Source organism: Pseudonocardia abyssalis (genome assembly GCF_019263705.2).
Lineage (GTDB): Bacteria > Actinomycetota > Actinomycetes > Mycobacteriales > Pseudonocardiaceae > Pseudonocardia > Pseudonocardia abyssalis.
Map to the genome: position 1 here is coordinate 3,093,662 of NZ_JADQDK010000001.1, position 26,142 is coordinate 3,119,803.

The following is a 26,142-nucleotide window of genomic DNA, read 5'->3' on the forward strand; positions in this document are numbered from 1 at the left end:
GTGGAGGCTGCGCTCGTCGCGGTCGCCCACGGCAGCCGCGACCCGCGGTCGGCCGCCGCCGTCGCGGCGCTGATGGACGAGGTGCGCCGCCGGCGCCCCGACCTCGACGTGCGGCTGAGCTTCCTCGACCTGTCCGCACCCCGGCTGCCCGACGTCCTCGCCGCCGTCGACGGCGTCCACGACCGCGCCGTCGTGGTCCCGTTGCTGCTCGGGCACGCCTTCCACGCCCGCGTCGACGTGCCGGGCGCGGTCGCGGAGGCCGCGCGGCGCCACCCCGGGCTCGCGATCGGCACCGCCGAGGTGCTGGGCGGCGACCCCCGCCTGGAGGACGCCGCACTCGACCGGCTCGCCGCCGTCGCCGGTCGCCTCGACGACCCGGACCTGGGGGTCGTGGTCGCCGCGATCGGGTCGTCGCACGCCCCCGCGAACGACGCCGTGCACCGGATCGCCCAGCGCTGGGCCGCGCGGTTCGGCTGGGCCGCGGCACGGGCGGCGTTCGCCACGGCGACGACGCCCACGGTGCCGGACGCGATCCGCTCGGTGCGGGCCGCGGGCGCCCGGCGGGTGGCGGTGGCCCCGTGGATCCTCGCTCCCGGTCTGCTGCCCGACCGCATGGCCCGCGACGCGCTCGCCACCGACCCGACGGCCGTCGTCGCGGGGCCGCTGGCCGACCACCCGAGCGTCGCCGCGGTGGTGGCCGATCGCTGGGCCGCCGCGGCGGTACCGGCCGAACGGGGCCGGCTCGTCGGCTGATCACCCGCCCACCGGGACGGTGTCGCGTCTCACGTCCGGACGTATGTGACGGCGCGGTTCGTCCGTTCGGAGCAACGGCTGCCCATCTGCGGCACCGTCGGGTACATCGGCCCAGGTCAGGCCGTCATCCGGTGGCGAACCAGGCTATGACCGGACATTCGGCGGCTGATCCTGCATGCCGGATGCCTCCCTTGTTCCCCGCGATCGCACCGCCCACGATGGAACGGTGATGCCGACCGAGCCGTGCGCGCTGCGCAGGTCCACGGTCCCGGAATCCCCGCTCGCCACCGACCTCGAACGCTTCTGGCCGTCCCGGCGCGGCCACGCGTTCGACGAGTTCTGTCGCTGAGCCCCTGATCCACCCCGCGGACCCCTTCGCGTCCGCACCCCCCTCGTCCCGGCGCGCGCCGATCCCGACGGCCTGCCGCGCCCCCTGAAGAAGGACCACCCCCGATGGCACGCCCGCTCACCCGATCCCTCGTCCTCGCCCTCACCGCCGCGCTCGCCCTCGCCGGCTGCTCCCGCGCGGAGCCCGCACCCGACTCCGCGGCCGCGCCCGTCGCCGGCGGCACCGCCGCCGAGCTACGGCTGGGCTACTTCCCGAACGTCACCCACGCCGCCGCGATCATCGGCGACAAGGAGGGCCTGTTCGTCGCCGAGCTCGGCGACACCGCCCTGACCGTCCAGAACTTCAACGCGGGCGGCGAGGCCGTCAACGCGCTGTTCGGCGGCTCGATCGACGCCACCTTCATCGGCTCCGGCCCGGCGATCAACGCGTTCGCCCAGTCCGACGGCGCCGCGGTGCGCCTGGTCGCCGGCGCCACCGACGGCGGCGCCCAGCTCGTCGTCCGGCCCGACATCACCTCGCCCGACCAGCTGCGCGGCACCACCATCGCCACCCCGCAGCTCGGCAACACCCAGGACATCGCGCTGAAGGTGTGGCTCAAGGAGCAGGGCCTCACCGTCGGCCCGAACCCCGACCAGGTGCAGATCGCCAACCTGGAGAACCCGCGCACGCTCGACGCGTTCCGCGCGGGCGAGGTCGACGGTGCGTGGTTGCCGGAGCCGTGGAGCTCCCGCCTGGTCCTCGACGCCGGGGCGAGCGTGCTGCTCGACGAGCGCGAGCTGTGGGACGGCGGGCACTTCCCCACCACCGTGCTGCTGGTCTCCACCGAGTTCCTGCAGTCCTACCCCGACACCGTCCGCGCCCTGATCCGCGGGCACATCGCCGCCACCGAGCTCGCCGCCACCGACCCGACGCGCGCGAAGACGATCGTCAACGACGGCATCGAGGCGATCACCGGCAACCGGCTCGCCGACCCGGTGATCGACCGCGCGTTCGGCGAGCTCACCTTCTCCACCGACCCGCTGGCCGCCACGTTCCCGCAGCTCGCGCAGGACAGCCTCGACGCCGGCATCACCGACTCGCTCACCGACCTGTCCGGGTTCGTCGACGTCGCACCGCTCAACGCCGAACTGGGAGCCGCCGGGCAACAGCCCGTCGACGCCGCCGGGCTCGACACACCCTGATCCCGGCACACACCACCACACTGAGGACGAGATGACCGCCACGCTGGACCGCACCCAGGAAGCCCCCACCCGACCCGCCGCGCAGCTCACGGGGGTCACGAAGGTCTTCGGCACGGGGGCGGGCGCCGTCACCGCGCTCACCGGGGTCGACCTGCGGGTCGAACCGGGCGAGTTCCTCTGCCTGCTGGGGGCGTCGGGCTGCGGCAAGACGACGCTGCTCAACATGCTCGCCGGGCTGGACCACCCGACCCGCGGCACGGTGGACGTCGCGACGGACCGGCCCGCGGTCATGTTCCAGGAGCCCGCGCTGCTGCCGTGGCTCACCGCGGTGCGCAACGTCGAGCTGCCCCTGCGCCTGGCCGGGGTGGGCCGCTCGGCCCGCCGCGACACCGCGCAGGAGCTCCTCGAGCTGGTCCGGCTCGACGGGCAGGCCGCCAAGCGTCCGCACGAGCTGTCCGGCGGCATGCGCCAGCGCGTGGCACTGGCCCGCGCGCTCGCGGCCACCTCGGTCGACACCACCTCGGACGGCTCCGGGCAGGGCAGCCGCCTGATGCTGATGGACGAGCCGTTCGCCGCTCTCGACGCCATCACCCGCGACGTCCTGCAGGGCGAGCTGGAACGGGTGTGGCGGGCCACCGGCACCGCGGTCGTCTTCGTCACCCACGACGTGCGCGAGGCGGTGCGGCTCGGGCAGCGTGTCGTACTGCTGTCGTCGCGTCCGGGCACCGTCGTGCAGGAGTGGGACCTCACCGGGAATGCCGACCGCCGCGCCCTGACCGGCGAGATCACCGACCACCTGCGGGAGGTGATCTCGACGCATGGCCGCGCCGCCTGAGACCCTCCGGACCCCGTCCTCCGACGCCGACGCGGTCGCCGGGCTCGACGCGCTCGACACCCCCACCGTCACCCGCACGCCGCTGTGGCGCCGGGCGCTGGCCACCACGGTGCCGCCGGTACTGACGCTCGTCGTCGTCATCGTGGCCTGGCAGGTGCTGTGGGCGTCGGCGATCTTCCCGGAGTTCAAGCTGCCGGCCCCGGGTGCCGTGGCCGAGCAGTTCGGCGAGATCGTCGTCGACGGGTCGATCTGGTCGATCACCTGGACCTCGGTCGGACGCGCGATCATCGGCTTCCTCGTCGCGGTCGCGATCGCGACCCCGCTCGGGCTGCTGGTCGCGAAGGTCCCGTTCGTGCGCACCGCGATCGGGCCCGTGCTCAGTGGCATGCAGAGCCTGCCGTCGGTGGCGTGGGTGCCGGCCGCCGTCCTGTGGTTCGGCCTCACCGACGCCACGATCTACTTCGTGGTGCTGCTGGGCTCGGTGCCCTCGATCGCCAACGGGCTGGTCTCCGGCATCGACCAGGTCCCGCCGATCCTGGGCCGCGTCGGCGACGTGATGGGCGCGGGCCGGCTGGCGTCGGCCCGGCTGATCCTGCTGCCCGCCGCCCTGCCCGGGTACCTGCAGGGCTGCAAGCAGGGCTGGGCGTTCGCATGGCGCTCGCTGATGGCCGCGGAGATCATCGCGACGTCCCCGCAGCTCGGCGTCGGCCTGGGCGCGTACCTCAAGCAGGGCAGCGACGTGAACAACATCGCCGGGGTGATCTCGGCGATCGTGCTGATCCTGATCGTCGGCGTGGGGATCGAGCTGCTGGTCTTCAAACCGCTGGAGCGCCGGGTGCTGCAGACCCGGGGCCTGGCCACGCCCGCATGAGGTCCGGACATTCGGTACGGATCCCGACGGGCGGACACCCTGTTGTCCCGTCCGGATCCGCCGCGCACGATGGAGTGATGGCGTCGCACCGGGACCTGGAGCCGTTCTGGCCCTCCCGTCGCGTGCACGCGTTCGACGAGCTCTGTCGCTGACCACCGGTCCGCCCGGGTCAGCCCCTCGTCGTCCTCCCCGCTCTGGAGTTCCTCCGTCATGCGCACCCTCATCGTCTTCGCCCTCGTGGGCTTCGGCGCCCAACTCGTCGACGGCGCCCTCGGTATGGCCTACGGCGTCACGTCCACCTCGCTCCTGCTCATCGCGGGGGTCAACCCGGCCACCGCCAGCGCGTCGGTGCACCTCGCCGAGGTAGGCACCACGCTCGCCGCGGGCGCCTCGCACTGGCGCTTCGGCAACGTCGACTGGAAGCTCGTCCTGCGCCTCGGCGTGCCCGGCGCGATCGGGGCGTTCCTCGGCGCCACGGTGCTGTCGGCGCTGGCCACCGACGAGGCCGCCCCGTACATGTCCGGTGTGCTGCTCGCGCTGGGCGTCTACATCTTGGCGCGCTTCTCGATCCGGCCGCCGAAGGTCGCCACCGCGCGCACCTCACCGCACGGGGCGAAGTTCCTGTCCCCGCTCGGCTTCGTGGCGGGCTTCGTCGACGCCTCCGGGGGCGGCGGCTGGGGCCCGGTGGCCACGCCCGCACTGCTCACGGCGGGGAGGACCGCGCCGCGCACCGTCATCGGCTCCGTCGACACCTCGGAGTTCCTCGTCGCGGTGGCCGCGAGCATCGGCTTCCTGATCGGGCTGGGCACCGCGGTGCTCGACCCGGCGACGATCGGCGGCCTGCTGATCGGCGGCGTGCTGGCCGCGCCGCTGGCCGCGTGGCTGGTCACCAAGATCCCCGCGCCGATCCTCGGCACGGCGGTCGGCGGCATCATCGTCCTCACCAACACGCGGACGATCCTGCGGGCGCTCGACATCAGCGGCTGGGCGAGCACCACGACCTACCTGTTCGTCGTCGGCATCTGGGTGGCCGCGGTCGCGATCGCGGTCTCGAAGTTCCGCAACGCCGACCGCGAACCCGTCGGCGAGCCGGAGCTGGCGGAGGCCGGCCGTGAGTGAGCCGGACGAGGGCGTGCGGGCGCAACGGCGACTCGCGCTCAACGAGGACTGGCTCGCCACGGCCGTGGGCCTGCTGATCCTCGCGCTGGTGCTGACCGGCGTGATCCCCGCCTGGTTGGTGCCCTGATGAGCACCGCGGAGAAGACCGACGCCCGCCCGGGCGTCGGCTGGGCGATCGGCGGCGTCGCCGTCGTCCTGCTGCTGGGCGGGATCGTCCGGTACCTGGAGCAGAACGTCCCCGACCTCACCGAGGGCACCGCGTTCGGCGAGGTGGCCGGAGCCGTCGAGTACCCCGTGTACGCGATCGTGTTCGGCCTGCTGGGCAACGTCGTGCTCACCCAGCTTGGCGTGCGGGAGAGGCTCTCGGGCGGGTTCCGCACCGAGTTCTTCATCAAGACCGGGCTCGTCCTGCTCGGTGCGTCGATCAACGTCGCGGTGATCGTCAGCGCGGCCGGCCCGGCGATCGTCCAGGCCGTCGTGCTGATCACGGTGGTGTTCGGATTCACCTGGTGGCTCGGCGGGCGGCTCGGTCTCGACGACAAGCTGCGCGCGCTGCTCGCCTCCGCGGTCTCCATCTGCGGCGTGAGCGCGGCCATCGCGGCCGCGGGCGCGGTGCAGGCGAAGAAGGAGCAGCTCGCCTACACCGCCAGCATGGTGATCATCTTCGCGCTGCCGTCGATCTTCCTGCTGCCCGCCGCCGTCGGCTGGCTCGGGCTGGAGACCCCGGTGGCCGGGGCGTGGATCGGCGGCAACATCGACACCACCGCCGCGGTGTCGGCGGCCGGGGCGATCGTCGGCGAGGAGGCGCTGCAGATCGCCACCATCGTCAAGACGACGCAGAACGCGCTGCTCGGGGTCGTCGCCGTCGCGCTGACGGCGTACTTCGCCTTCACGGTCGAGCGCACGGCCGACTCGGCCCGCCCGAAGGCCCGCGAGCTGTGGGAGCGCTTCCCGAAGTTCGTCCTCGGCTTCCTGGCCGCGTCGATCATCGCCACGCTCTACATCGGCGCGGTCGGCTCCGACGTCGCCAAGCCCTACATCTCGACGGTCAACGACCTACGCACGATCTTCCTGATCCTGGCGTTCGTCTCGATCGGCCTGGAGTTCCGCGTCGCCCCGCTCAAGGACGCGGGCTGGCGGCCGGTCGGGGTGTTCGCGAGCGCCACCGTCGTGAACCTGCTGGTCGGCCTCGGTCTGGCCGTCGTGCTCTTCTCCGGGTTCTCCGGCGGGGCGTGACGTGCTCACCCGGCGGCTCGACCGCGACCACTGCCACGACGCGAGTGCCCGGTGTCGGGCCGGCCGACAGCCCCGGTCCGCCCGACACCCCCACTCCAGGAGCACCCCATGTCCGAGACCACCATCGCCCGAACCCCCGCCCCCACCCGGGACGAGAACCGCCGCCGGATCGCCGACCGGCTGCTGAACTCGCTCGAGGACCTCGTCCGCCGCCACCGCGCCCTCGCGCTGCACGGCAACCAGGCCGGGGAGAACATCGACCTGCACGCCGAGCTGATCGCCGCCGAGATGGCGCACGAGCTGGCCATGGCGCGCAGCGCCCTGCACCGGCACCCGCACCTCGGCTGACCCGGCGCCGGTCGCCGCGGGCGCTCGACGAGGTGCACACCGACGGGCCGCGCAGGGATCGCACCGCACCGCCGTCGTGTCGACCGCACCGGCGTCGCAACAGCGGTGCGGTCCCGGCGACGACGGTGCGGTCGGGCTCACGCCGCGGCGGAGGCACCCCGTCCGGCGGGGAGGCTGCGCAGCACGGCGCGGGCGATCGCGTCGTTGTAGCGCAGGCTCTGGGCGTTCATGCCGGGCCGGGTGAACGCGCCCGCCACCTTCACCGTGGTGTGCGGGCCCACCGCGAACCGTCGCGGATGCACCGCACCGTCGACGTCCACCAGCGCGCCGTCCTCGGGCCGCACCCGGATCAGGCCGGTGTTGCGCAGGACGGTGCCGTCGGCGTCGATCAGGACGTCCTCGCTCACGCCGCCGCGGCGCACCAGGTCGGCGAGCAGGGGGTCGCTCGTGCGCGCGGCGCTCGGGTCGGGCAGGCGCGCGTCGACGAGCGCGGTCGCGCGCACCGGTTCGGCGTCGGCGAGGGTCGCGCTGCCGGCGGCGAACGCGACCCTGCCGAGCTCATCCGGGGCGATGTCGACCCACATCCCCGCGCCCAGGAACTCGACGAACCCGGCACGCGACAACGCGAGCAGCTGACGCACCCGGAACCCGGGCGGTCCGCTGGCCACGGAGTTGAAGAAGCTCTGCCACCACCCCATGTCCGACGCCCGCGAGCGCGCCGACAGCGATCCGGCCAGCCGCGTGGTCTCGCCGTAGACCGACAGCATCGCGACGAACGCACCGAGGTGCGCGGTGTGCCGGTCGTCGACGTGCTGGCGCAGGTCCTCCTCGATCCGCGCGCGCACCAGCGGCTGCAGGGACGCGAGATCGGGGGCGCTGAGGCCGTCGAGGGGTCGGTCGAGCGCGGCGAAGTCGATGCGGTCGACCGGGTCGGGCACGCTGTCGCGCAGCAGGGCGAGCATCGCCGGGGAGTCCCAGTCGAGCGGGGCGTAGGACTCCGCGAACTCCGCCCACGACACGGTGACCGCGTCGGGGTGGCCGAGGAACAGCTCGTGGTACCAGCCCCAGGCGATCTCCTTGGCCATCAGCGGCCAGGCCTGCACCCGCAGGTCGACGTCACCGGCCGCGATCAGCGGGTCGACCGCGGCGGGCCCGAAGAAGCGCGGCAGCGGCGGGCGCCCGGCCCGGAGCGCGTAGTGGGTCTTGGAGTGGTAGGTCGACCCGCGCGGTGACCCGACGACCACGCGTGGCTCCTCCCCCGACGCGACATACCCGCCGTCGTCGGTGAACCTGCCGCCGCGGCCCTCGAAGAGCAGCACGACGAGGTCGACGAACGCGAGCCCCATCCCGCGCACGATCACGGTCTCACCCGGCGCGAGCACGGACAGGTCGGAGTCGGTGGTCTGCTCGGGCGGCAGGTAGCGCAGGCCGTGCTCCGCGGCGCGGGTGGCGATGGCGACCTCGTCGGCGGTCGGGGTGGCGTCGAGGTGGCCGGACGCGAGCACCACCGAGTCGACGCGCAGCGGCGGGGAGCCGTCGAGGTGCACGATCTGCGTCTCGCCGTCCTCGGTGAGCCCGGTGGCGCGGGTGCGGTGCACGTGGGCGCGCATCCCGTCGGGCAGCCCGTCGATCACGCGCTGCAGCACCCACGCGAGGTAGGCGCTCTGCAGGCGGCGGCTGGGGAACGTGGCCGCGGTGACCGCCGCGAGCTCGTCGACCAGTTCGGGATCGACCTCGGGGCCCGTCCGGACCCAGTCCCACAGCGACGGACCGGGCACGACCGGGCCGTCGCAGACCACGGAGTCGTCGGTGAACATCGTGACGTCGGCGGCCATCGAGTTCATGGCCAGCAGCGGCGACTGCGCGTGCCGCCAGATCCGCCCGGCCCCGGCGGGGTAGGGGTCGATCAGGTGGACGTCGAGGCCCTCGGGGTGGAGTTCGGGGGCACTCGCGGCGAGGCGCTCGAGCACCCCCGCACCACGGGGGCCGGCGCCGACGATCGCGATGGACGAGGTCATGGGGTCCTCAGCTCGGAAGGGGGCGGACGACGTCCGGCTCCTACAGCGCGGCACTCGTGCGGCACAGGTCGACGTGCCGCCTGCGCACGAGAGGTGTACCCATCCCCCGACCGTACGGCGGGAGGCACGGGGCGGCCAGTGGATCGGACGGCCGTCACGCCCCGACGGCGTCGATCAGCGCGGTCAGTGCCGCGACGACGCCGGCGTCGGGGACGTCGCGGCGGACCTCGACCATCAGCGCGCTCACCCGCGCGTCGACGCCGTACCGCGACAGGGGCACGTAGGCGCCGGAGAACGGGGTGTCCAGCGCGACGTCGGCGCCGAACGCCGTCCGCGCCGCGTCGACCAACCAGGGCGGGGTGTGGACGGGATCGGTGCCCAGGCAGATGCGTGGGCGGGGCCCGGAAGCGTGCAGCTCGTAGGGCAGGGGGGCGGTGGCGTAGGAGTGGACGTCGAGCAGCACGCAGCGCCCGGTGGCCGCGATGCGGCCGGTGACGGCCTCCTCCACCGCGGATGCCCACGGTGCGTAGAACGCGGCGAGCAGGGCCTCGCGGTGGGCCGCGTCGTCGGCCCGGATGCGCTGCCCGCGCGTGCCGTGGGTGTAGACCGCGGCCATCCCGACGGCCGCCATCTCCTCGCGGTCGTCCGGGAAGCGCTCCACGTCGACGACGAACCGCGACACCGGGTTCACCAGCACCCACGGCGGCACCCGGGCGGCGGCGGCGGCGGACGCGGCGACGGCGTCGGTGCGGTGGTCGGTCAGCGCGGCGATCTCGACGGCCAGAGCGGCGTCGTCGGGCAGCAGGTGGGGACGGGTCCAGGCCGGGATCCGCGTCCCGGCGTGCGGGACGTGCAGCAGGACCGGGCTCCGGGGATCACCCACGCAGCATCCGCAGCACCGCGGTCTCCAGCTCGGCCGCCGCCGCGTCGAGGTCGAACGCCGCATCGCCGAGCCATTCGGCCGCGACGGCGTCCAGCGCCCCGGAGACGATGACGGCCAGCGCGCGCGGGTCGAACGCACGGAACACCCCGGCCGCCTGCCCGTCGGCCAGGATCCCGGCGACGGCCTGCCAGCGGCTCGCCGCCGCAGGAGACCCCGGCGCCGGGGCGTCCCGGTCGGCCACCAGGCCCTCCACCAGCACCTTCATCCGCGCGGGATGGGCGCGCAGGTGCGCGAGCGAGGAGTGCAGGTAGGCCAGCAGCATCGCCTCCGGTCCGTCGGCCGCGTCGACCGCCGCACCGACGTCGGCCACGAACCCGTCGACGACGTCGGCGAACGTCGCCGCCACCACCTCGTCCTTGCTGGCGAAGTGGTAGAGCACCGACGCCTTCGAGATACCCGACCGCGCCGCGATCGCGGACAGCGACGTGCCCGCGTAGCCGCGCTCGGCGACCAGCTCGATGGTGCCGTCGATGATCTGGCGGCGGCGCGCCTGCTCGGTGAAGGTGCGGGGCCGGTCGCTCACGGCAGGATCTTCACACGTCCCGGGTGCGGAGCCGGTGCAGCGCCAGCGAGCCGAGGACCCCCAGCCAGGCCAGCAGCGACAGTGCGCCTGGCAGCGCCCCGCCCCCCTCGGCTCCCGAGATGCCGTGCAGCGCGGCGGTGGGCAGCAGCGGGACCAGTAGGTCGACACCCGGGATCCACCCCGCGACCGTCGGCGATGCGATCAGCACGAGGGCCGCGACGACCCCGCCCCCGGTGCTGCGCAGCGCCGTCGCCGCGGCCAGCGCGACCAGCGCCTGGAAGACGGGGGTGAGCGCCGACCCGGCGACCGGGCGCAGGTCGAACCCGCCGCCGAACGCGGTCCCGACCAGCACGCACAGCACCGCCGCGACGGCCGCCACCCCGGTGGCGACGACCGTCACCACCACCGCCTTGGCCACGAGCACCCGCCCGCGCCGGGGCGTCAGCAGGTGGGTCGCCTGCACGAGCCCCGTGGCGTACTCCGACCCGGCGAACGAGGCCGCCGCGACGACCAGCACGAGCGCCGCGGCGTCGAGACCGAGCAGGGCCACGCCGAGCACTTCGGCCGGCGTCAGTTCCGCGGCGGTGGCGCCCTGCGTGACCGGGAGGCTGACGAGGAACAGCAGCGCGGTCGCGACGGCCGCGAGCACCGCCGCCCCCGCGAGGACCGGGAGCGAGCGGACGGAGGTGAACTTGATGGTCTCCGAGCGGACGGTGGTCATGACTTCTCCGATGTGAGGGCCAGGAAGGACTCCTCCAGCCCACTCGCCGTCACGGTGAGCGCGCCGAGGGCGATGCCGTGCCGCCGCGCGAGCCGGCCGATGTCGTCGGCGCCGACGCCGTGGCAGGCGAGCCCGTCGTCGGTGGTGGAGACCCGCGCCCCCACCCCGGTGAGGAGCGTGCCGAGCCGGTGGGTCTCCCCCGCGTCGACGGCCCGCGTGTGCACCGTGGTGGTGCGACCGCGCAGCGCGGAGACCTCGAGCGCGTCGATCAGCCGACCCTTCCCGATCACGACGACCCGCTGCGCCGTCGCCTCCATCTCGTGCAACAGGTGACTGGAGACGAACACGGTGCGGCCCTGCGCGGCGAGGTCGTGGAGCAGCGTGCGGACCCACGCGATGCCCTGGGGGTCGAGCCCGTTGAGCGGCTCGTCGAGGACGAGGACGTCCGGGTCGCCGAGCAGCGCCCCGGCGATCCCGACGCGCTGGCGCATGCCGAGCGAGAACGTGCCGATCCGCCGCCCTGCCGCGTCCGCGACCCCGGCCAGGCCCAGCACCTCCTCCACCCGCGCCCGCGGGAGCCCGGCGGCCTCGGCCATCCAGCGCAGGTGGGCACGGGCGGTGCGGCCCGGGTGCATGCAGCGCGGGTCGAGCAGCGCCCCCACCTCCCGGGCGGGCGAGGCCAGCTCCCGGTACGGCCGGCCCGCGACCGTCGCCGTCCCGGAGGTGGGCGCGTCGAGTCCCAGCACCATCCGCATCGTCGTGGACTTCCCCGCGCCGTTGGCGCCGAGGAACCCGGTGACCGCCCCGGGTGTGACGTCGAACGTCAGGTCGTCGACGGCGGTCACCTCGCCGAAGCGCTTCGTCAGGCCGCGTACCTGGATCATCTCTCCTCCTCTGACCGATCGGTAGCTTACCTGACCGAGCGGTCAGATGACTGGTCGGTTGACGCTCCCCGGTCCCGGTGCTGGAGTGGAGTGCATGTCCGTCCGGGTCCCGTTGGTGAGCCGACGGCACGTCGACCTCGGTCGCGTGTGGTCGGCGGGGTGTCCGGGCCGCCGCTGACCGGCCGCCCACCCCCGCCACGGAAGGACCCCCATGCCCGTCGAGTTCCTCGGCATCGGCGCCACCCACAACGGCTCCGAGACCGACGTCCGCACCGGACCCGCTTTCGACCGCGACTACACGCTCGCCCTCGCCAGGGCGCACGAGGACACCGGCTGGGACCGTGTCCTCACCGCCTACGGCTCGGGCAGCCCCGATCCCGCACAGGCCGCCGCCCTGATCGCGTGCAACACCGACCGGCTGCAGTTGCTGCTCGCCCACCGCCCCAACGTCTCCCACCCGACGTTCGCGGCGAAGACGGTGGCCACGCTCGACCAGATCAGCGGCGGCCGGCTCACGCTGCACGTGATCACCGGCGGCAACGACCACGAGCAGCAGCGCGAGGGCGACACCCTGCCCAAGGACCAGCGCTACGCCCGCACCCGCGAGGCCATCCAGATCTACAAGAAGGCGTGGACTCAGCGCGAGCCGTTCGACTTCCACGGCGAGCACTACTCCTTCGACGACTTCGTGCTCGACGTCGAGCCGTTCCAGCAGCCGCGGCCGCAGATCTCGTTCGGCGGGTCGTCGGCCGCGGCCTACCGGGTGGGCGCGGAGGAGGCCGACGTCTACGCGCTGTGGGGCGAGCCGCTGGCCGGCACCGCGGAGCAGATCGCGACGATCACCGACCTCGCCCGCGCCGCGGGCCGGGAGGCGCCGCGGTTCCAGGTGGCGTTCCGCCCGATCCTCGGCCGCACCGAGGAGCAGGCGTGGGAGAAGGCGTACGCCACCGTCGCCCGGATCCAGGACCGGACGCAGGGCGGCACGTCGGCGCTCACCCGCCGCCACAAGCTCACCGACCCGGAGAACGCGGGCTCGCAGCGGCTGCTCGCCGTCGCCGCGCAGGGCGAGCGGCACGACCGGGCCCTGTGGACGGTCACCGCGCAGGCGACGGGCGGGGCCGGGAACTCCACGGCGCTCGTCGGCACTCCGGAGACGGTCGCCGCGGCCCTGCTGGACTACTACGACCTGGGCGTCCGCATCCTCTCCGCACGGGGCTACGACCTGCTGGAGGACGCGAAGGAGTTCGGCCGCGAGGTCATCCCGCTGGTCCGCGCGGAGGTCGCGCGTCGGGACGCGCAGCTTTCGGCCGTGCCCGCCTGACGGTTCACCGGACGTGCGCCATCCCATCGCGTGTGGCGCATCTCCGGTGGACCCGGTTGACTGTGCAACCGTGACGATCGATCCGGGTCTCGTGCGCCGCCTGCACGTCGACCTGATGCGCCTGGGTTCCTCCAGCTGTCGCTGATCCGGTCCGTCCCTCCCCTCATTCGCACCACCCCTGGAGCACAGCCATGCCTCTCGTCAACTTCGCCGTGAGCGGTGCCGGTACCGGCGTCGCGCAGACCGTCTCCGTCAAGGGCGCCGACTACGTCATCGAGACCGACGCCTACGAGGCGTTCGGCGGGCAGGACGCCCACCCGAGCCCGCTGGCCTACACCCTCGCCTCGCTCAGCTCGTGCAACCAGGTCACCTCGTCGATCGTGGCCCAGGAGCTCGGCATCACGATCGAGGCCGTCAGGTTCGACGTCTCGTCCGACTTCGACCCCACCGTCATGACCACGGGCAAGGGCACCGCGGACGCCACGTTCCAGAACCTGGTCATCACCGCGGAGATCACCACCGACGCGAGCGCCGACCAGTTCGACACGCTGCGCGACGAGACCGCCCGCCGCTGCCCGGTCAGCGTGCTGTTCGCCCGCGCCGGTGTGAAGATCACCAACGACTGGACGCAGGTCAAGCCCGCCTGATGTCTTACCCCTGAGGTCATCGAACCGCGTCGCGGTGGTCGCTAGCGTCGGCCCATGACCACCGCGACCACCTCGGCGTCGGCCTTCGGCTCCCTGCTCCGCGACTGGCGGCGCCGCCGTCGGCTGACCCAGCTCGACCTCGGCCTCGCCGCCGAGGTCTCCGCACGGCACCTCAGCTTCCTGGAGACCGGCCGGTCGAAGCCGAGCCGGGAGATGGTCCTGCACCTGTCGGAGGAGCTGGACGTGCCGCTGCGCGCCCGCAACGAGCTGATGACGGCCGCCGGCTACGCCCCGGCCTACACCCACCACGGCCTCGACGACGCCGAGCTGACCGAGGTCCGCGCGTCACTGCAGCGGGTGCTCGACGGGCACACGCCCTACCCCGCCGTCCTCGTCGACGGCATGTGGAACCTGTTGGCCGCCAACGTCTCCGTCGGCGTGCTCACCGAGCTGGTCGACCCGGACCTGCTCGCGGGGCCGGTCAACATCCTGCGGCTCGCCCTGCACCCGCGCGGGCTCGCACCGCACGTCGTCGACCTGCCGGAGTACGCGGCACACCTGGTCTCGCGGGTGCGGCGACAGTCGGAGCGGTCGGCGACGACGGGCCTGCGGGCGATCCTCGGCGAGGCCGTGGAGTTCTGCCGGGTCCAGGGCCTCGACCCGGCGGCCCAGCCCCGCGACCGGATCGTGCTGCCGCTGCGGCTGCGCCATCCCGACCAGGAGCTGACGTTCTTCTCCACCGTCGCCGTGCTCGGCGCCCCGCTCGACGTCACCCTCGACGAGGTCTGCATCGAGTCGTTCTTCCCCGCCGACGCCGCGACCGCCGAGTATCTGCGGCAGCGCGCGTAACCCCCTCCCGATCATCGCCCCCGTCGTGGACCATGGAGCGTTCGGCTGCGTGGGGGTGCTCGACGATGCGGGGTACTGGGCGATGACGGAACCGCTGATCGGGATCGACGACGTCACGCCCCCGCCGTGGGCCGCGGGGGCCCGTTCGGTGGCGGAGTCGGGGGTGCGGTCGATGCTCCGGGCCACGCCGCGCACGGCCGCGCAGCTGATCCGGTGGGCCTGGCGCACCTCGCCGCGTCTCACGCTGCTGACCGGCGTCGTGCAGCTGGCGGCGGGGGCGGTCACCGCGTTCGGGCTGCTCGCCACCGCCAACGTCTTCACCTCGCTGCTCGAGCAGGGGCCGACCCCGGAGCGGGTCCTCGCCACGCTGCCCGCGCTCGGCCTGGTGGCGCTGGCGTACTCGGCGCGCGGGCTGCTCGACGCCGCGGTCGCCACCGTGCAGGCCGCGCTCGTGCCGCTCGTCGAGCAGCGGGCACAGGACGACCTGCACGCCGCGGTGCTCGCCCTGGACCTGGTGGCCTTCGACGACGCCGACTTCACCGAGCTGGTCGACCGCGTCGCCCAGCAGAGCATCGCCCGGATCCGCATGGGCGTCCGGATCACCGGTGACCTGCTCGCCTCGCTGGTCTCGATGGCCGCGGCCGTCGGCACCGCCGGGGTGCTGCACCCGTTGCTCGCGCCGGTGGTGCTGCTCGCGGCGGCGCCGCAGGCCTGGGCCAGCCTGCTCTCGGCGCGGGAGAGCTACGCGTCGTTCGTGCGGATGATCTCCCGGTGGCGGCAGCTCGACGTCACCGGTGACGTCATCACCTCCCGTGCCAACGCCGCCGAGCTGCGGGCGTTCACCACCGAGGACGTGCTGCTCGGCGAGCACCGGCGCATCGCCGGGCAGCTCACCGCGGAGGCGGTGCGCCTGGCGCACCGCCAGACGCGTATCCAGCTGCTCGGGCGCACCCTGTCCGGCGTCGGCGCCGCGCTGGCGTACGCGCTGCTCGGCACGCTCGTCTACACCGGCGCGATCCCCCTCGCGCTGGCCGGGGCCGCCGCGCTGGCGATGCGGATGGCGTCGCAGTCGGTCTCGGCGACGGTCAACGAGAGCAACCAGCTCGTCGACTCGGGGTACTACGTCGAGCTCTACCGCGCGTGCCTCGCCGACGCCGCGACGCGGCGCCGCGCCCCCGCCGACGCCGTGCTGACCGGCGGCCCGCACGTCGTCACGCTCTCCGACGTGACGTTCCGCTACCCGGGCGCCGAGGCACCGGCCGTCGACGGGGTGAGTGTCACCGTGCGTCGCGGGGAGGTCGTCGCGCTCGTCGGGGAGAACGGGTCGGGCAAGTCGACGCTGGCCAAGCTGATGGTCGGGCTCTACGCGCCGGAGCGGGGCTCGGTGCAGTGGGACGGCGTGGAGGTCAGCCGCGCCGCCGACGCCCTGTCCCGGGTCGCCGTCGTGCTGCAGGAGCCCGTGCACTGGCCCATGTCGGCGGAGAACAACGTGCGCATCGGCCGGCTCGACCGCGCCGACCCCACCGGCTCCGCCCGCGACGACGCCGCCCGGCACTCCGGCGCCGACGTCGTGGTCGGGTCGCTGCCCGCGGGCTGGCCGACGGTTCTGTCGACCCAGTTCCAGACCGGGCGCGACCTGTCCGGCGGGCAGTGGCAGCGCATGGCCGTGGCCCGCGGCCTCTACCGCGACGCGCCGTTCGTCGTCGCCGACGAGCCCACCGCCGCACTCGACGCCCGCGCCGAGCACGCGGTCTTCGACACCCTGCACGGGCGCACCGGGACGGGCACCGAGCGGATCACCGTGCTCGTCACCCACCGGCTCGCCAACGTCCGCTTCGCCGACCAGATCCTGGTGCTGGAGCACGGCAGGCTGGTCGAGCACGGCCGCCACGAGGACCTCATGGCCCGGCGTGGCACGTACCACGAGCTGTTCACGCTCCAGGCGCACGCGTATGCCGATACCGTCCCGACATGACCTCCGAGTTGGTGCACCTCGACGTCGAGGCCGGGATCGCGACGATCACCCTGGACTCCCCCGCCAACCGCAACGCGCTCTCGGCGCAGTTGCGCCGGGAACTACTGGCGCACCTCGACACCGCGCTGTCCGACGACGCCGCACGGGTGATCGTGCTGAGCCACACCGGGCGGGTGTTCTGCTCCGGGATGGACCTCAAGGAGACCCGCGGCGCGGGCGTCACCGAGCAGGGGGTCAACGAGGTCCCGGCCATCCTGACGAAGGTCTGGACCTCCCCCAAGCCGGTCGTCGCCCGCGTCGCCGGCCCGGCCCGCGCGGGCGGGGTGGGCCTGGTGTCCGCGTGCGACATCGCCGTCGCCGCCGCCGACGCCACGTTCGCGTTCAGCGAGGTCCGGATCGGCGTCGTGCCGGCCGTCATCTCGGTGACGGTGCTGCCGCGGCTGCTCCCCCGCGCCGCGCACGAGCTGTTCCTCACCGGCGAGACGTTCGACGCGGTGCGCGCCGTGACCGTCGGGCTGGTCAACTCCGCGGTTCCGGCCGACGGCCTCGACGCCGAGGTCGCCCGCTACGCGGAGATGCTGCGGCTCGGGGCACCGGGCGCACTCGCGGCGACGAAGGAGATGCTGCGCGGGGAGCGCCCGTCGTCGATGGCGGAGCAGTTCGCCACGATGCAGGAGCTCTCCGCGGGGTTCTTCACCGGCGAGGAGGGCCAGGAGGGCATGGCGGCGTTCGCGGAGAAGCGCAAGCCCGCCTGGACGCTCACCGCCTGACCGGCCGCGGTCCGCGTACCTTCCCGCCGTCCGCGCACGCCCGGACGTGCGCGGACCGCCGGTCGGTACGCGGAGCCGTCAGCGGGCCGCCGGGTCCCGGCCGGACGCCGCGAGCGCCTTCTCCCACGCGCTCGCCCCCTCGGGCACCGACACCTCGGCGCCGAACCAGCCGCCGTCGCGACCCATCTGCGCGATCGGCACGAGGCCGTCGAGCACCGCCTGGCCGACCTCCGGGGTCACGTCGAGCGGCTTTCCGGTGGCGACGGCGAGGTCCCAGGCGTGCAGCGCGAACTCCGCGGTCATCAGCGAGCCGATCATCGCGGCGGGCATCGGCGTCTCCGCCATGTGCGTGTCGCCGTCCCACGCCGCCGGGTCGTCCCAGGCGGTCGCGGTGGCCGCCGCCTGGGTGGCGCACGCGTGCGCCCAGTCCTTCTCGTCGAGCCCGGCCACCACCGGGGACGCGCCCTCCGTCCAGGGCACGATCTCCCGCTTCGCCGAGCGCTCCGCCAGCAGCAGCGCGGACGCGATGTGGTCGATCAGGGCGGCCACGGTGAAGTCGGGACAGGGAGTGGGGTCGCCGAAGCGTGCGGGGTCGGCGCCGCGGATCGCGGCGACGGCCAGGTCGATGGTGCCGCTCATGTCGTTCGCCATGTGGCCCAGCCTGCCGCGTCCCGTCGACGGCGTCTTGGACGAACGCGACACGGTTAGGCTGGATCCGTGGACATGTTCGACGTGCTGGCCGACCGCCCGGTGGTCGCGCTCACCGGTGCGGGCCTGTCCACCGACTCCGGCATCCCCGACTACCGCGGCCCCGGATCGCCGAACCGCACGCCGATGACCTACCAGGAGTTCGTCTCCGGGGAGGACGCGCAGCGGCGCTACTGGGCGCGCAGCCACGTCGGCTGGGCCCGGATGGCGCACGCCGCCCCGAACGCCGGGCACCGCGCACTCGCCGCGCTCGAGGACGCGGGGGTCCTGCACGGGCTGATCACCCAGAACGTCGACGGCCTGCACTCCGAGGCCGGGCACCGCGCCGTCATCGACCTGCACGGCCGCATCGACACCGTCGTCTGCCTGGGCTGCACCCGCCGCACGCCGCGGACCGCGCTGCAGGAACGGTTCGCCGCACTCAACCCCGGCTTCCTGGAGTCCGCCGCCGGCGAGATCCGGCCCGACGGCGACGCCGACCTCCACGACGTCGCGGGCTTCGAGCTCGCCTGGTGCACCGCCTGCGGCGGCGTCCTCAAGCCCGACGTCGTGTTCTTCGGGGAGAACGTGCCCCGCGACCGCGTCACCCGCGCCTACGCACTCGTCGACGCGATGGCGCCGTCGGGCGGCGCGCTGCTCGTCGCCGGGTCCTCGCTCACCGTGATGTCCGGGCTGCGGTTCGTCCGGCACGCGCACAAGCTCGGCGTACCCGTCGTCATCGTCAACCGGGGCACGACCCGCGGCGACGGCCTCGCCACCGTCCTCGTCGACGCCGGATGCTCCGACGTGCTGTCGGCGCTGGTGGCGGCGGCGGCGTGACCCCCACCCTCACCCCCGACCGCGTCGTCCTGCGCGAGCTCCGCCCGTCCGACGCCCCGGCACTGCACCGGTTCCGCGGCGACGCCGACGCGCGGCGGCACAACGACCCGCACCCGACCTCCCCCCGACCAGGTCGACGCCCCGATCGCGCGGCCGGCCGTCGACCGCCGGCAGCGTCCACCGGGGACTCACCCTGCGCGGCGGCGACACCGTCGTCGGGCTCCCCGGCCACCGCCACGTCGCGCTTCCGGCTGGAGGGCAGGATGCGCGAGCACTCCCGCGAGGACGGAGCGTTCCACGACGTCGCGCTCCACGCGCTGCTGCGCCTCGACCTCGGGCTCCCGCCGATCGCCGCGTGCAGGACTGTCAGCGCCTGACGAGCCGCTCCGAGAGCCGGTCGAGCGCGACGGCCACCAGCAGGCACAGCGGGAGCACGACGACGACCGCGAGGACGACCTGCAGCGGGAACGCCAGCTGGGTGACCCACAGCTCCACCGCGTCGTACCAGTCGGCGAGTGCACGTGTCACGCTCCACACGGTACCGACGCGCCCGCACCAGTAGGTTCGCACCCATGTTCGCCGTCTACGCAGCAGAGCCCAATGCCGACGCTCCGCTCTCCTCGCTCACCGTGGGTGAGCGTCCGGAGCCCGAGGCCCCCGAGGGCTGGGTCGCGGTCCGCGTCAAGGCCGCCAGCCTCAACATGCACGACATCTGGACGCTGCGCGGCGTCGGGATCAAGCCCGAGCAGTTCCCGATGATCCTCGGCTGCGACGGGGCGGGCACGCTGCCCGACGGCAGCGAGGTCGTCCTGCACTCCGTGATCGGCGACCCGGCCTGGTCCGGTGACGAGACGCTCGACCCGAAGCGCACCCTGCTCACCGAGAAGCACCAGGGCAGCTTCGCCGACACCGTGATCGTCCCCGCCCGCAACGCCGTCCCGAAGCCCGAGGGCCTCTCGCTCGTGCAGGCCGCCTGCATGGGCACCGCGTGGCTCACCGCGTACCGCATGATCTTCACCAAGTCCGGTCTGCGTCCCGGGCAGCGGATGCTGGTGCAGGGGGCCTCCGGCGGGGTGTCCACCGCCCTGGTCCAGCTCGGCCGCGCGGCCGGGATGGAGGTCTGGGTGACCGGACGCACGGAGGAGAAGCGGGCGGTCGCCGAGCGGCTCGGCGCGCACGCGGTGTTCCCGTCCGGCGAGCGCCTGCCCGGCAAGGTCGACGCCGTCTTCGAGACCGTCGGCGAGGCCACCTGGTCGCACTCGATGCGCGCCCTCAAGCCCGGCGGCATCATCGTGATCTCCGGCTCCACCAGTGGCCCCAACCCCCCCGCCGACCTGCAGCGACTGTTCTTCCTGCAGCTGCGCGTCGTCGGATCGACGATGGGCACGCGCGAGGAACTGGCCGACATGCTGTCGTTCATCGCGAACGCCGGGATCAGCCCGGAGATCGGCCTGGAGCTGCCGATGGAGAAGGCCGCGGACGGCTTCCAGGCGATGCTCGACGGGTCCACGTCCGGCAAGATCGTGTTCACGCGCTGATACGGGAGCACAGGGCCGAATGGAGGCTTTATGCACACTCGGCTGCACGTGCACCGGAACTGGACGTACAGTCTGTCACCGTGTCTGAGCCACGAAGTCGTATGGCGCCGGGGACGGTGTACGCCCCGGCGCCACCAGTGACAGGTCTGGTCGAGTTGTTGGACCGGTTGGACCGTGCGGTCGCCACCGCGCTGTCCCCGGCCACGTCGGCGGAAGGGGTCAGCCGCGACGGCTGGCGGGTGCTCCTCATGCTCGCCCGCGGCGGCGGCCGGAGCATGGGCGAGATCGCCTCGCACACCGCGCTCCCGGCCCCCACGGCCACCCGTGTCGTCGACCGGCTGGTCGCCGGTCAGCTCGCGTTCCGCCGCACCGACCCGATCGACCGCCGCCGCGTGCTCGTCCATCTGGCGGGCGACGGGCGCGCGGTGGTCGAGCGGGTCTGCGGCCGGGTCGAACGCGGTGCGGGCGACGCGCTGGGGGCCTCCCACACCCCCGAGCGCGCCCAGCTCGCCGAACTCCTCGAAGCCCTCGCCACCCAGCCGCTGGCCATCCAGCGCCCCGCCTGACGCTCCCTACGGCACGAGTGCCCCCGCGGTGGCTGCCCCGGCCGCCGCGTAGGGGAACGCCGCCAGCACCAGCACCGCCACCCCCACGGTGAGCGCGCGGCGGAACCACGTGCCCCGCGTGGCCAGCCAGCCCGCGACGAACGCGATCGCGGGTGGCACGGCCGCGGCGTAGACGCCCGAGAGCCGCACGGCCACGGCGTCGCGCGGGCCGGCCAGGTCGAGCCCGGTGATACCGGCCACCACCAGACCCAGCACGACCACGGCGACGAGCCCGACGAGCAGCAGCCCGAGGCGCTGCTTGGCCAGCCCCGCCAGCACCCCGACGACGAACACGGCCACGAGCACCACGGCACCCACGGCGTTCGGATCCCCGAGCGTCACGGGCGGGTGCCGTCCGGCAGCCGGGCGGGCACGACCGCGAACGGGCGACCTGTCGGGACGGGTGAGGTCATGACGTCCATCGTCCCCTCCTTCACTCCCGAGGTACAGACGGCCGGCCCGGGTGCTACTTCTTCGGCTTGTCGGCGGTGGAGTCCGTGGAGAGCGCGGCGACGAAGGCCTCCTGCGGCACCTCGACCCGACCGATGGTCTTCATGCGCTTCTTGCCCTCCTTCTGCTTCTCCAGCAGCTTGCGCTTGCGGGTGATGTCGCCGCCGTAGCACTTGGCGAGGACGTCCTTGCGGATCGCGCGGATGTTCTCGCGCGCGATGATCCGGGACCCGATCGCCGCCTGGATCGGCACCTCGAACTGCTGGCGCGGGATGAGCTCGCGCAGCTTGGTCGTCATCAGGGTGCCGTAGGAGTAGGCGTCGTCCTTGTGCCGGATCGCGGAGAACGCGTCGACCGGCTCGCCCTGCAGCATGATGTCGACCTTGACGAGCTCGGACTCCTGCTCGCCCGCCTCCTCGTAGTCGAGCGACGCGTAGCCGCGGGTGCGGGACTTCAGCGCGTCGAAGAAGTCGAAGATGATCTCCGCGAGCGGCATCGTGTAGCGCAGCTCGACGCGGGTCTCCGACAGGTAGTCCATGCCGCCCAGGTTGCCGCGGCGGGTCTGGCACAGCTCCATGATCGCGCCGATGAACTCCGACGGCGCCAGGATCGTCACCTTGACGACGGGCTCGAAGATCTGGGCGACGCGGCCGGTCGGCCAGTCGGACGGGTTGGTGACGGTCAGCTCCACGGCGTCGTCGCGCACCACGCGGTACACGACGTTGGGCGCGGTGGAGATCAGGTCCAGCCCGGCCTCGCGCTCGAGGCGGTCGCGGGTGATCTCCAGGTGCAGCAGGCCGAGGAAGCCGCAGCGGAAGCCGAAACCCAGCGCCGCGGACGTCTCCGGCTCGTAGGTGAGCGCGGCGTCGTTGAGCTGGAGCTTGTCCAGGGCCTCGCGCAGCTCCGGGTACTGCGAGCCGTCGACGGGGTAGAGCCCGGAGTAGACCATCGGGCGGGGCTCGCGGTAGCCCGTGAGCGGCTCCGTGGCGCCCTTGCGCAGCGAGGTGACGGTGTCGCCGACCTTCGACTGGCGGACGTCCTTCACGCCGGTGATCAGGTACCCCACCTCGCCGACGCCGAGCCCGACGGTCGGCTTCGGCTCCGGCGACACGACCCCGATCTCCAGGATCTCGTGCGTGGCGCCCGTCGACATCATCTTGATCCGCTCGCGCGGGGTGATCCTGCCGTCGACGACGCGGATGTAGGTGATGACGCCGCGGTAGGTGTCGTAGACCGAGTCGAAGATCATCGCCCGCGCCGGGGCGTCGGCCTCGCCGACGGGGGCCGGGGTGACCCGGACGACCTCGTCGAGCAGCTCGCGTACCCCGAGGCCGGTCTTCGCGGACACGCGCAGCACGTCGTCGGCGTCGCAACCGACGATGTGCGCGATCTCCTTGGCGTAGCGGTCGGGGTCGGCCGCGGGCAGGTCGATCTTGTTGAGGACCGGGATGATCGTGAGGTCCTTCTCCATGGCCAGGTACAGGTTGGCCAGGGTCTGCGCCTCGATACCCTGCGCGGCGTCGACCAGCAGGACCGCGCCCTCGCACGCCTCCAGCGCCCGGCTCACCTCGTAGGTGAAGTCGACGTGACCGGGGGTGTCGATCATGTGCAGGACGTGCTCGGTCTCGCCCACCTTCCACGGGAGGCGCACGTTCTGCGCCTTGATCGTGATGCCGCGCTCCCGCTCGATGTCCATGCGGTCGAGGTACTGCGCACGCATCGCGCGCTCCTCCACCACACCGGTGATCTGCAGCATGCGGTCGGCCAGCGTCGACTTGCCGTGGTCGATGTGGGCGATGATGCAGAAGTTCCGGATCAGTTCCGGCGGGGTGAAGGTCTTGTCGGCGTACGAGGCCACTCACGGTTCCATTCAGCTGCGGGGTCCGTCCATGGTCCCACGCGGTAGGAGCTCAGTCGGCCACCCGGGTCTCCGTCGCGATCAGCGGGGACTCGTCGTCGGCCACGCCCGGCTCGATGTCGGCCGTGCAGAACTTGCACTTCGTCGCGTCGATCGCCACGAACTCCTTGCAGTACGGGCACTCCTGGCTCCCCTGGGCCTTGAAGTTGCCCAGCCCGGCCCGCTTGAGCAGCTGCACGAGGCCGAAGAGCACGGCGGCGAGCAGCAGGAAGTTGACGACGACGGTGAGGAACGCGCCGTAGCGGATCTCCGACCCGTTGAGCGTGAACGCCAGCGCGGAGAAGTCCGGCTGCCCGAAGATCGCCGCGACGAACTGCATGATCACGTCACCGGCGAGGCTGTCGACCAGACCCGCGAACGCGGTGCCGATGATGAAGCCCAGGGCCAGGTCCAGCATGTTGCCGCCCAGCGCGAACGCCTTGAACTCGCTCCACAGACCCTTCACGGTGCCACCCCTCTCCGCCGCCGGACCGCCCGGCGCCGCTGGAATCATGCGGCAACCGCCATACGGCGCAGTCACCTGGTCCGGTGACCAGGCCGCCACCGCCGTGCTCGCCGCACCGGCCTCGCCGGGTGCACACCTCGGAGGACGGCGAGCACGTGGACGACGGGCTCGTGTCCTTCCTCCCCGGCCGGCGCCGGAGCGCGCTCCTCGACCGGCCCTGCTCGGCACCGGACTGGACGGGCCCGCGACGAGCGCTCGATCCTCACCCGGAACCTGCTCGGAGGCACCGCCGCACACCCGTCGTAGCCCGTCGATCACGCAGCGCACGACCTCGTCGTGGTTGAGCGGACCGCACTGTTGCATGTGCGCCTGCACGTGCGACGATGGCTGCGCCTTCCGGGGGGTGAGGCTGCCGGGAACTCGCCCCCAGAGCACGCCGGGGCCCCAGCCCGGCGTCGGCGAGCTCAGTCCCGGTCGGCCATCGATGGGGGCAGGACGCGACCATGACCTCTCCGGGTGTGCGACCTCCACCCGCCGCCGGGACCGGTCGCATCGAGTTCCGGGGGTGCAGCCTGATCGCCGGGGCCCCCGAGTGCGACTGCCCCACCCATGCCCACCGGCTCGACGACCAGGCTGTCGAGGCCCGCGCGCGGGGCATGTTCGTCTGGCAGCAGAAGGCCTCGCCCGCCGGTCGCGCCGCCGCCCGGCGGGGCATCGACGGGCTGCTCGCGCACGCCCGCCGCCGCGGGCCCTCGGCGCTGGTCGCCGAGCTGCTGCGGATGGCGGTGCTGGTGCGGGTCATGGACGAGGACGCGGCCAACCTCGTCGAGATCGACGGCCTGCTGCACGCCTACAGCGAGCTCGCCGAGCTCAGCGGCGACGCGTGCTGGCTCGCCGAGGTCGCGGTCCTGCGGGCGCACCGGGCGGTCATCTTCGACCACGGCGACGCCGCCCTGCCCGACACCGCCGCGGCGCTGGCGATCCTGGCCGACGTCGCCCCTCCCCCGGCGGGCGAGCGCGGCCTCCTGCGGAACCAGCGGATGTCGCGCACGCTCAACGGCCTGCTGCTGGTGCTGCTCAAGCTGGGCGCGCACGAGCTGGCCGACGAGGTGTCGCAGCACGCAGTCGCCGTCGCGGAGTCCGGGAGCGGGCCGATCGACCGGTTGATCCATCAGCTCAACCGCGTGCGCCTGCAGCTGTCCTGGGCCCTGCGCCTGGAGCGCGGCGGTCGCGACGCCGCCGCGGCCACCCGGTTCGTCGCGGCCGCGCAGATCGCCCACGTCGCGGAGCGGCTGTGGACCGACGCCCGCGACCGGCACGTCGGGGCCGGGCTGCCGCCCGTCGAGGACTGCATCGTCGTGGGTACCGCCTACGCGATGCAGCACCCCGGGCCCCAGCACCTCGCCCGGCTCGCCGACCTCGGCCGCCAGGCGTTCCTCCTCGACGACCGGATCCTGCTGGCGATCGCGACCGCCCGCTGCCACATGACGGCCGGACGCCCGCACGACGCCGTCCGGGCGCTGGAGCCCCTGCGCGCCGAGCTCGCCGACCGCAACGGCCCCGAGCCGCTGCTCGCGCTGGCCCTGCACCGCGAGTTCGCGAAGGTCGAGGGGGCCGCCCGCGGGGGCGTGCCGCGCTCGCCCGGCCTGGAGCACTACGTCGCCGCGCTGGAGGACGAGCTGTGGGCACTGCGCGAGGCCCGGCTGGTGGCGCTGCGCAGCCACTCCGAGCACCATCGCCTCACCCGTGAGCACGGCGCGGTCGCCGCACAGGCCCTGCAGGACCCCCTCACCGGCCTGCCCAACCGCCGCGCGCTCGACCTGCGCCTCGCCGAGGAGATCGCCGCCGCGACAAGCCAGCCGTACATCGTGGCGCTCATCGACCTCGACCGGTTCAAGGACGTCAACGACGCCCGGTCGCACGCCGCGGGCGACCGTGTCCTGCGCGCCGTCGCGTCGTGCCTGCGCACCGCGCTGCGGGCCCCCGACATGGTCGCCCGCTACGGCGGCGACGAGTTCGTCGTCGTCATGCCGGCCACGCCGCTGACGGTGGCGCGCGCCGCCCTGGTCCGGGCCGCCGAGTCCGTCGCCGGCCTGCCCGAGGACGTCGCCGCGGGCGTCACGATGTCGGTGGGCGTGGTGCGCGCCCCGCTCGACGTCGACCCCTCCGCCGCACTCGCCGGGGCCGACGCCGCGATGTACCGCGCCAAGCACCAGGGCGGCAACTCCGTCGTGATCGGGGCGGTGCCCACCGGCGACATGCCGGCAGGGCCCGTCGAGCGCACCGGCCGGCTGCGGAAGGTCGCGTCCCTCTGAC

The 26,142-nt window shown here is 73.6% G+C and carries 30 protein-coding genes; 19 read left to right on the plus strand and 11 right to left on the minus strand.

What is annotated here, in order from left to right:
* The 9 genes from I4I81_RS15005 to I4I81_RS15035 all read left to right on the plus strand — a co-directional run bounded on the left by I4I81_RS15005 (window position 1) and on the right by I4I81_RS15035 (window position 6,692).
* Window positions 1–753, plus strand: a complete 753-nt coding sequence (locus tag I4I81_RS15005) for a sirohydrochlorin chelatase (RefSeq protein ID WP_218603752.1) — start codon at window positions 1–3, stop codon at window positions 751–753.
* A 226-nt stretch (window positions 754–979) separates the two neighbouring features.
* On the plus strand, window positions 980–1,102 hold the full coding sequence (locus I4I81_RS31180; RefSeq protein ID WP_267460835.1) for a hypothetical protein: 123 nt from the start codon (window positions 980–982) through the stop codon (window positions 1,100–1,102).
* Between the two features lie 104 nt (window positions 1,103–1,206).
* Window positions 1,207–2,283, plus strand: a complete 1,077-nt coding sequence (locus I4I81_RS15010; protein ID WP_218616115.1) for an ABC transporter substrate-binding protein — start codon at window positions 1,207–1,209, stop codon at window positions 2,281–2,283.
* Between the two features lie 31 nt (window positions 2,284–2,314).
* Window positions 2,315–3,118, plus strand: a complete 804-nt coding sequence (locus I4I81_RS15015) for an ABC transporter ATP-binding protein (protein ID WP_218605538.1) — start codon at window positions 2,315–2,317, stop codon at window positions 3,116–3,118.
* The gene (locus I4I81_RS15020) at window positions 3,102–3,989 is read left to right on the plus strand and encodes an ABC transporter permease (RefSeq protein ID WP_218605537.1); all 888 of its coding nucleotides are present in this window, start codon (window positions 3,102–3,104) and stop codon (window positions 3,987–3,989) included. The genes I4I81_RS15015 and I4I81_RS15020 overlap by 17 nt, the downstream gene beginning before the upstream one ends.
* A gap of 210 nt (window positions 3,990–4,199) precedes the next feature.
* The gene (locus I4I81_RS15025) at window positions 4,200–5,108 is read left to right on the plus strand and encodes a sulfite exporter TauE/SafE family protein (RefSeq protein ID WP_218605536.1); all 909 of its coding nucleotides are present in this window, start codon (window positions 4,200–4,202) and stop codon (window positions 5,106–5,108) included.
* Entirely contained in the window at window positions 5,101–5,235 is a 135-nt protein-coding gene (locus I4I81_RS31185; RefSeq protein ID WP_267460880.1) for a hypothetical protein, read from the plus strand. Before I4I81_RS15025 ends, I4I81_RS31185 begins: the two co-directional genes overlap by 8 nt.
* Window positions 5,235–6,344, plus strand: a complete 1,110-nt coding sequence (locus I4I81_RS15030; RefSeq protein WP_218605535.1) for a YeiH family protein — start codon at window positions 5,235–5,237, stop codon at window positions 6,342–6,344. Before I4I81_RS31185 ends, I4I81_RS15030 begins: the two co-directional genes overlap by 1 nt.
* Before the next feature lie 108 nt (window positions 6,345–6,452).
* Window positions 6,453–6,692, plus strand: coding sequence for a hypothetical protein (locus I4I81_RS15035; protein WP_218616116.1), 240 nt, complete (start codon window positions 6,453–6,455; stop codon window positions 6,690–6,692).
* Window positions 6,693–6,829: 137 nt separating this feature from the next.
* Here I4I81_RS15035 and I4I81_RS15040 read toward each other — a convergent pair whose 3' ends face one another.
* Genes I4I81_RS15040 through I4I81_RS15060 form a run of 6 tightly spaced genes read right to left on the minus strand, consistent with a single transcriptional unit; the run spans window position 6,830 to window position 11,781 of the window.
* Entirely contained in the window at window positions 6,830–8,710 is a 1,881-nt protein-coding gene (locus tag I4I81_RS15040) for an FAD/NAD(P)-binding protein (protein WP_218606254.1), read from the minus strand.
* Between the two features lie 40 nt (window positions 8,711–8,750).
* Window positions 8,751–8,813, minus strand: a complete 63-nt coding sequence (locus I4I81_RS31595; RefSeq protein WP_372453719.1) for a putative leader peptide — start codon at window positions 8,811–8,813, stop codon at window positions 8,751–8,753.
* A 51-nt stretch (window positions 8,814–8,864) separates the two neighbouring features.
* Window positions 8,865–9,593: an N-formylglutamate amidohydrolase gene (locus I4I81_RS15045; protein WP_218616117.1), complete on the minus strand. Its 729-nt coding sequence runs from the start codon at window positions 9,591–9,593 to the stop codon at window positions 8,865–8,867.
* Window positions 9,586–10,176, minus strand: coding sequence for a TetR/AcrR family transcriptional regulator (locus tag I4I81_RS15050; RefSeq protein WP_218604335.1), 591 nt, complete (start codon window positions 10,174–10,176; stop codon window positions 9,586–9,588). Before I4I81_RS15050 ends, I4I81_RS15045 begins: the two co-directional genes overlap by 8 nt.
* A gap of 10 nt (window positions 10,177–10,186) precedes the next feature.
* Entirely contained in the window at window positions 10,187–10,897 is a 711-nt protein-coding gene (locus tag I4I81_RS15055; RefSeq protein ID WP_218604334.1) for a hypothetical protein, read from the minus strand.
* A complete protein-coding gene (locus tag I4I81_RS15060) occupies window positions 10,894–11,781 on the minus strand; it encodes an ABC transporter ATP-binding protein (RefSeq protein WP_218604333.1) in 888 nt (295 codons plus the stop codon). The genes I4I81_RS15055 and I4I81_RS15060 overlap by 4 nt, the downstream gene beginning before the upstream one ends.
* Before the next feature lie 211 nt (window positions 11,782–11,992).
* Between I4I81_RS15060 and I4I81_RS15065 the strand changes: the two genes are divergently transcribed.
* From I4I81_RS15065 to I4I81_RS15085, 5 genes are all read left to right on the plus strand, one after another.
* Complete coding sequence (locus I4I81_RS15065) at window positions 11,993–13,102, plus strand: LLM class flavin-dependent oxidoreductase (RefSeq protein ID WP_218604332.1); 1,110 nt, start codon at window positions 11,993–11,995, stop codon at window positions 13,100–13,102.
* A 191-nt stretch (window positions 13,103–13,293) separates the two neighbouring features.
* Window positions 13,294–13,749 carry an OsmC family protein gene (locus I4I81_RS15070; RefSeq protein ID WP_218604331.1) on the plus strand — a complete coding sequence of 152 codons (456 nt, stop codon included), beginning with the start codon at window positions 13,294–13,296 and terminating at the stop codon, window positions 13,747–13,749.
* A 54-nt stretch (window positions 13,750–13,803) separates the two neighbouring features.
* Complete coding sequence (locus tag I4I81_RS15075; protein ID WP_218604330.1) at window positions 13,804–14,598, plus strand: MmyB family transcriptional regulator; 795 nt, start codon at window positions 13,804–13,806, stop codon at window positions 14,596–14,598.
* Window positions 14,599–14,623: 25 nt separating this feature from the next.
* On the plus strand, window positions 14,624–16,573 hold the full coding sequence (locus I4I81_RS15080) for an ABC transporter ATP-binding protein (protein ID WP_226363952.1): 1,950 nt from the start codon (window positions 14,624–14,626) through the stop codon (window positions 16,571–16,573).
* Window positions 16,570–17,343, plus strand: a complete 774-nt coding sequence (locus I4I81_RS15085; RefSeq protein WP_218604329.1) for an enoyl-CoA hydratase-related protein — start codon at window positions 16,570–16,572, stop codon at window positions 17,341–17,343. Before I4I81_RS15080 ends, I4I81_RS15085 begins: the two co-directional genes overlap by 4 nt.
* A gap of 78 nt (window positions 17,344–17,421) precedes the next feature.
* Here I4I81_RS15085 and I4I81_RS15090 read toward each other — a convergent pair whose 3' ends face one another.
* Entirely contained in the window at window positions 17,422–17,994 is a 573-nt protein-coding gene (locus tag I4I81_RS15090; RefSeq protein ID WP_218604328.1) for a TIGR03086 family metal-binding protein, read from the minus strand.
* A gap of 72 nt (window positions 17,995–18,066) precedes the next feature.
* On the opposite strand from I4I81_RS15090, the gene I4I81_RS15095 reads away from it, so the two are divergent.
* Together I4I81_RS15095 and I4I81_RS15100 are read left to right on the plus strand one after the other, a co-directional pair.
* Complete coding sequence (locus I4I81_RS15095) at window positions 18,067–18,870, plus strand: NAD-dependent protein deacetylase (protein ID WP_218616572.1); 804 nt, start codon at window positions 18,067–18,069, stop codon at window positions 18,868–18,870.
* Window positions 18,867–19,247: a GNAT family N-acetyltransferase gene (locus I4I81_RS15100; protein WP_218616118.1), complete on the plus strand. Its 381-nt coding sequence runs from the start codon at window positions 18,867–18,869 to the stop codon at window positions 19,245–19,247. Before I4I81_RS15095 ends, I4I81_RS15100 begins: the two co-directional genes overlap by 4 nt.
* Here I4I81_RS15100 and I4I81_RS15105 read toward each other — a convergent pair.
* Window positions 19,237–19,398 carry a hypothetical protein gene (locus I4I81_RS15105; RefSeq protein ID WP_218602232.1) on the minus strand — a complete coding sequence of 54 codons (162 nt, stop codon included), beginning with the start codon at window positions 19,396–19,398 and terminating at the stop codon, window positions 19,237–19,239. The two genes, I4I81_RS15100 and I4I81_RS15105, sit on opposite strands and share 11 nt — an antisense overlap.
* A gap of 44 nt (window positions 19,399–19,442) precedes the next feature.
* On the opposite strand from I4I81_RS15105, the gene I4I81_RS15110 reads away from it, so the two are divergent.
* Both I4I81_RS15110 and I4I81_RS15115 read left to right on the plus strand, forming a co-directional pair.
* The gene (locus I4I81_RS15110) at window positions 19,443–20,408 is read left to right on the plus strand and encodes a zinc-binding dehydrogenase (protein ID WP_218602231.1); all 966 of its coding nucleotides are present in this window, start codon (window positions 19,443–19,445) and stop codon (window positions 20,406–20,408) included.
* A gap of 158 nt (window positions 20,409–20,566) precedes the next feature.
* Window positions 20,567–20,974, plus strand: coding sequence for a MarR family winged helix-turn-helix transcriptional regulator (locus I4I81_RS15115; protein ID WP_218602230.1), 408 nt, complete (start codon window positions 20,567–20,569; stop codon window positions 20,972–20,974).
* 6 nt (window positions 20,975–20,980) lie between these two features.
* On the opposite strand, the gene I4I81_RS15120 is transcribed toward I4I81_RS15115, so the two are convergent.
* The 3 genes from I4I81_RS15120 to mscL form a co-directional block, all read right to left on the minus strand.
* Entirely contained in the window at window positions 20,981–21,355 is a 375-nt protein-coding gene (locus I4I81_RS15120; RefSeq protein WP_218602229.1) for a hypothetical protein, read from the minus strand.
* 124 nt (window positions 21,356–21,479) lie between these two features.
* The gene (gene lepA, locus I4I81_RS15125) at window positions 21,480–23,321 is read right to left on the minus strand and encodes a translation elongation factor 4 (RefSeq protein ID WP_218602228.1); all 1,842 of its coding nucleotides are present in this window, start codon (window positions 23,319–23,321) and stop codon (window positions 21,480–21,482) included.
* A gap of 52 nt (window positions 23,322–23,373) precedes the next feature.
* Entirely contained in the window at window positions 23,374–23,826 is a 453-nt protein-coding gene (mscL, locus tag I4I81_RS15130) for a large conductance mechanosensitive channel protein MscL (RefSeq protein ID WP_218602227.1), read from the minus strand.
* 503 nt (window positions 23,827–24,329) lie between these two features.
* Between mscL and I4I81_RS15135 the strand changes: the two genes are divergently transcribed.
* The gene (locus I4I81_RS15135) at window positions 24,330–26,141 is read left to right on the plus strand and encodes a diguanylate cyclase (RefSeq protein ID WP_218602226.1); all 1,812 of its coding nucleotides are present in this window, start codon (window positions 24,330–24,332) and stop codon (window positions 26,139–26,141) included.
* Window position 26,142: the final 1 nt, after the last annotated feature.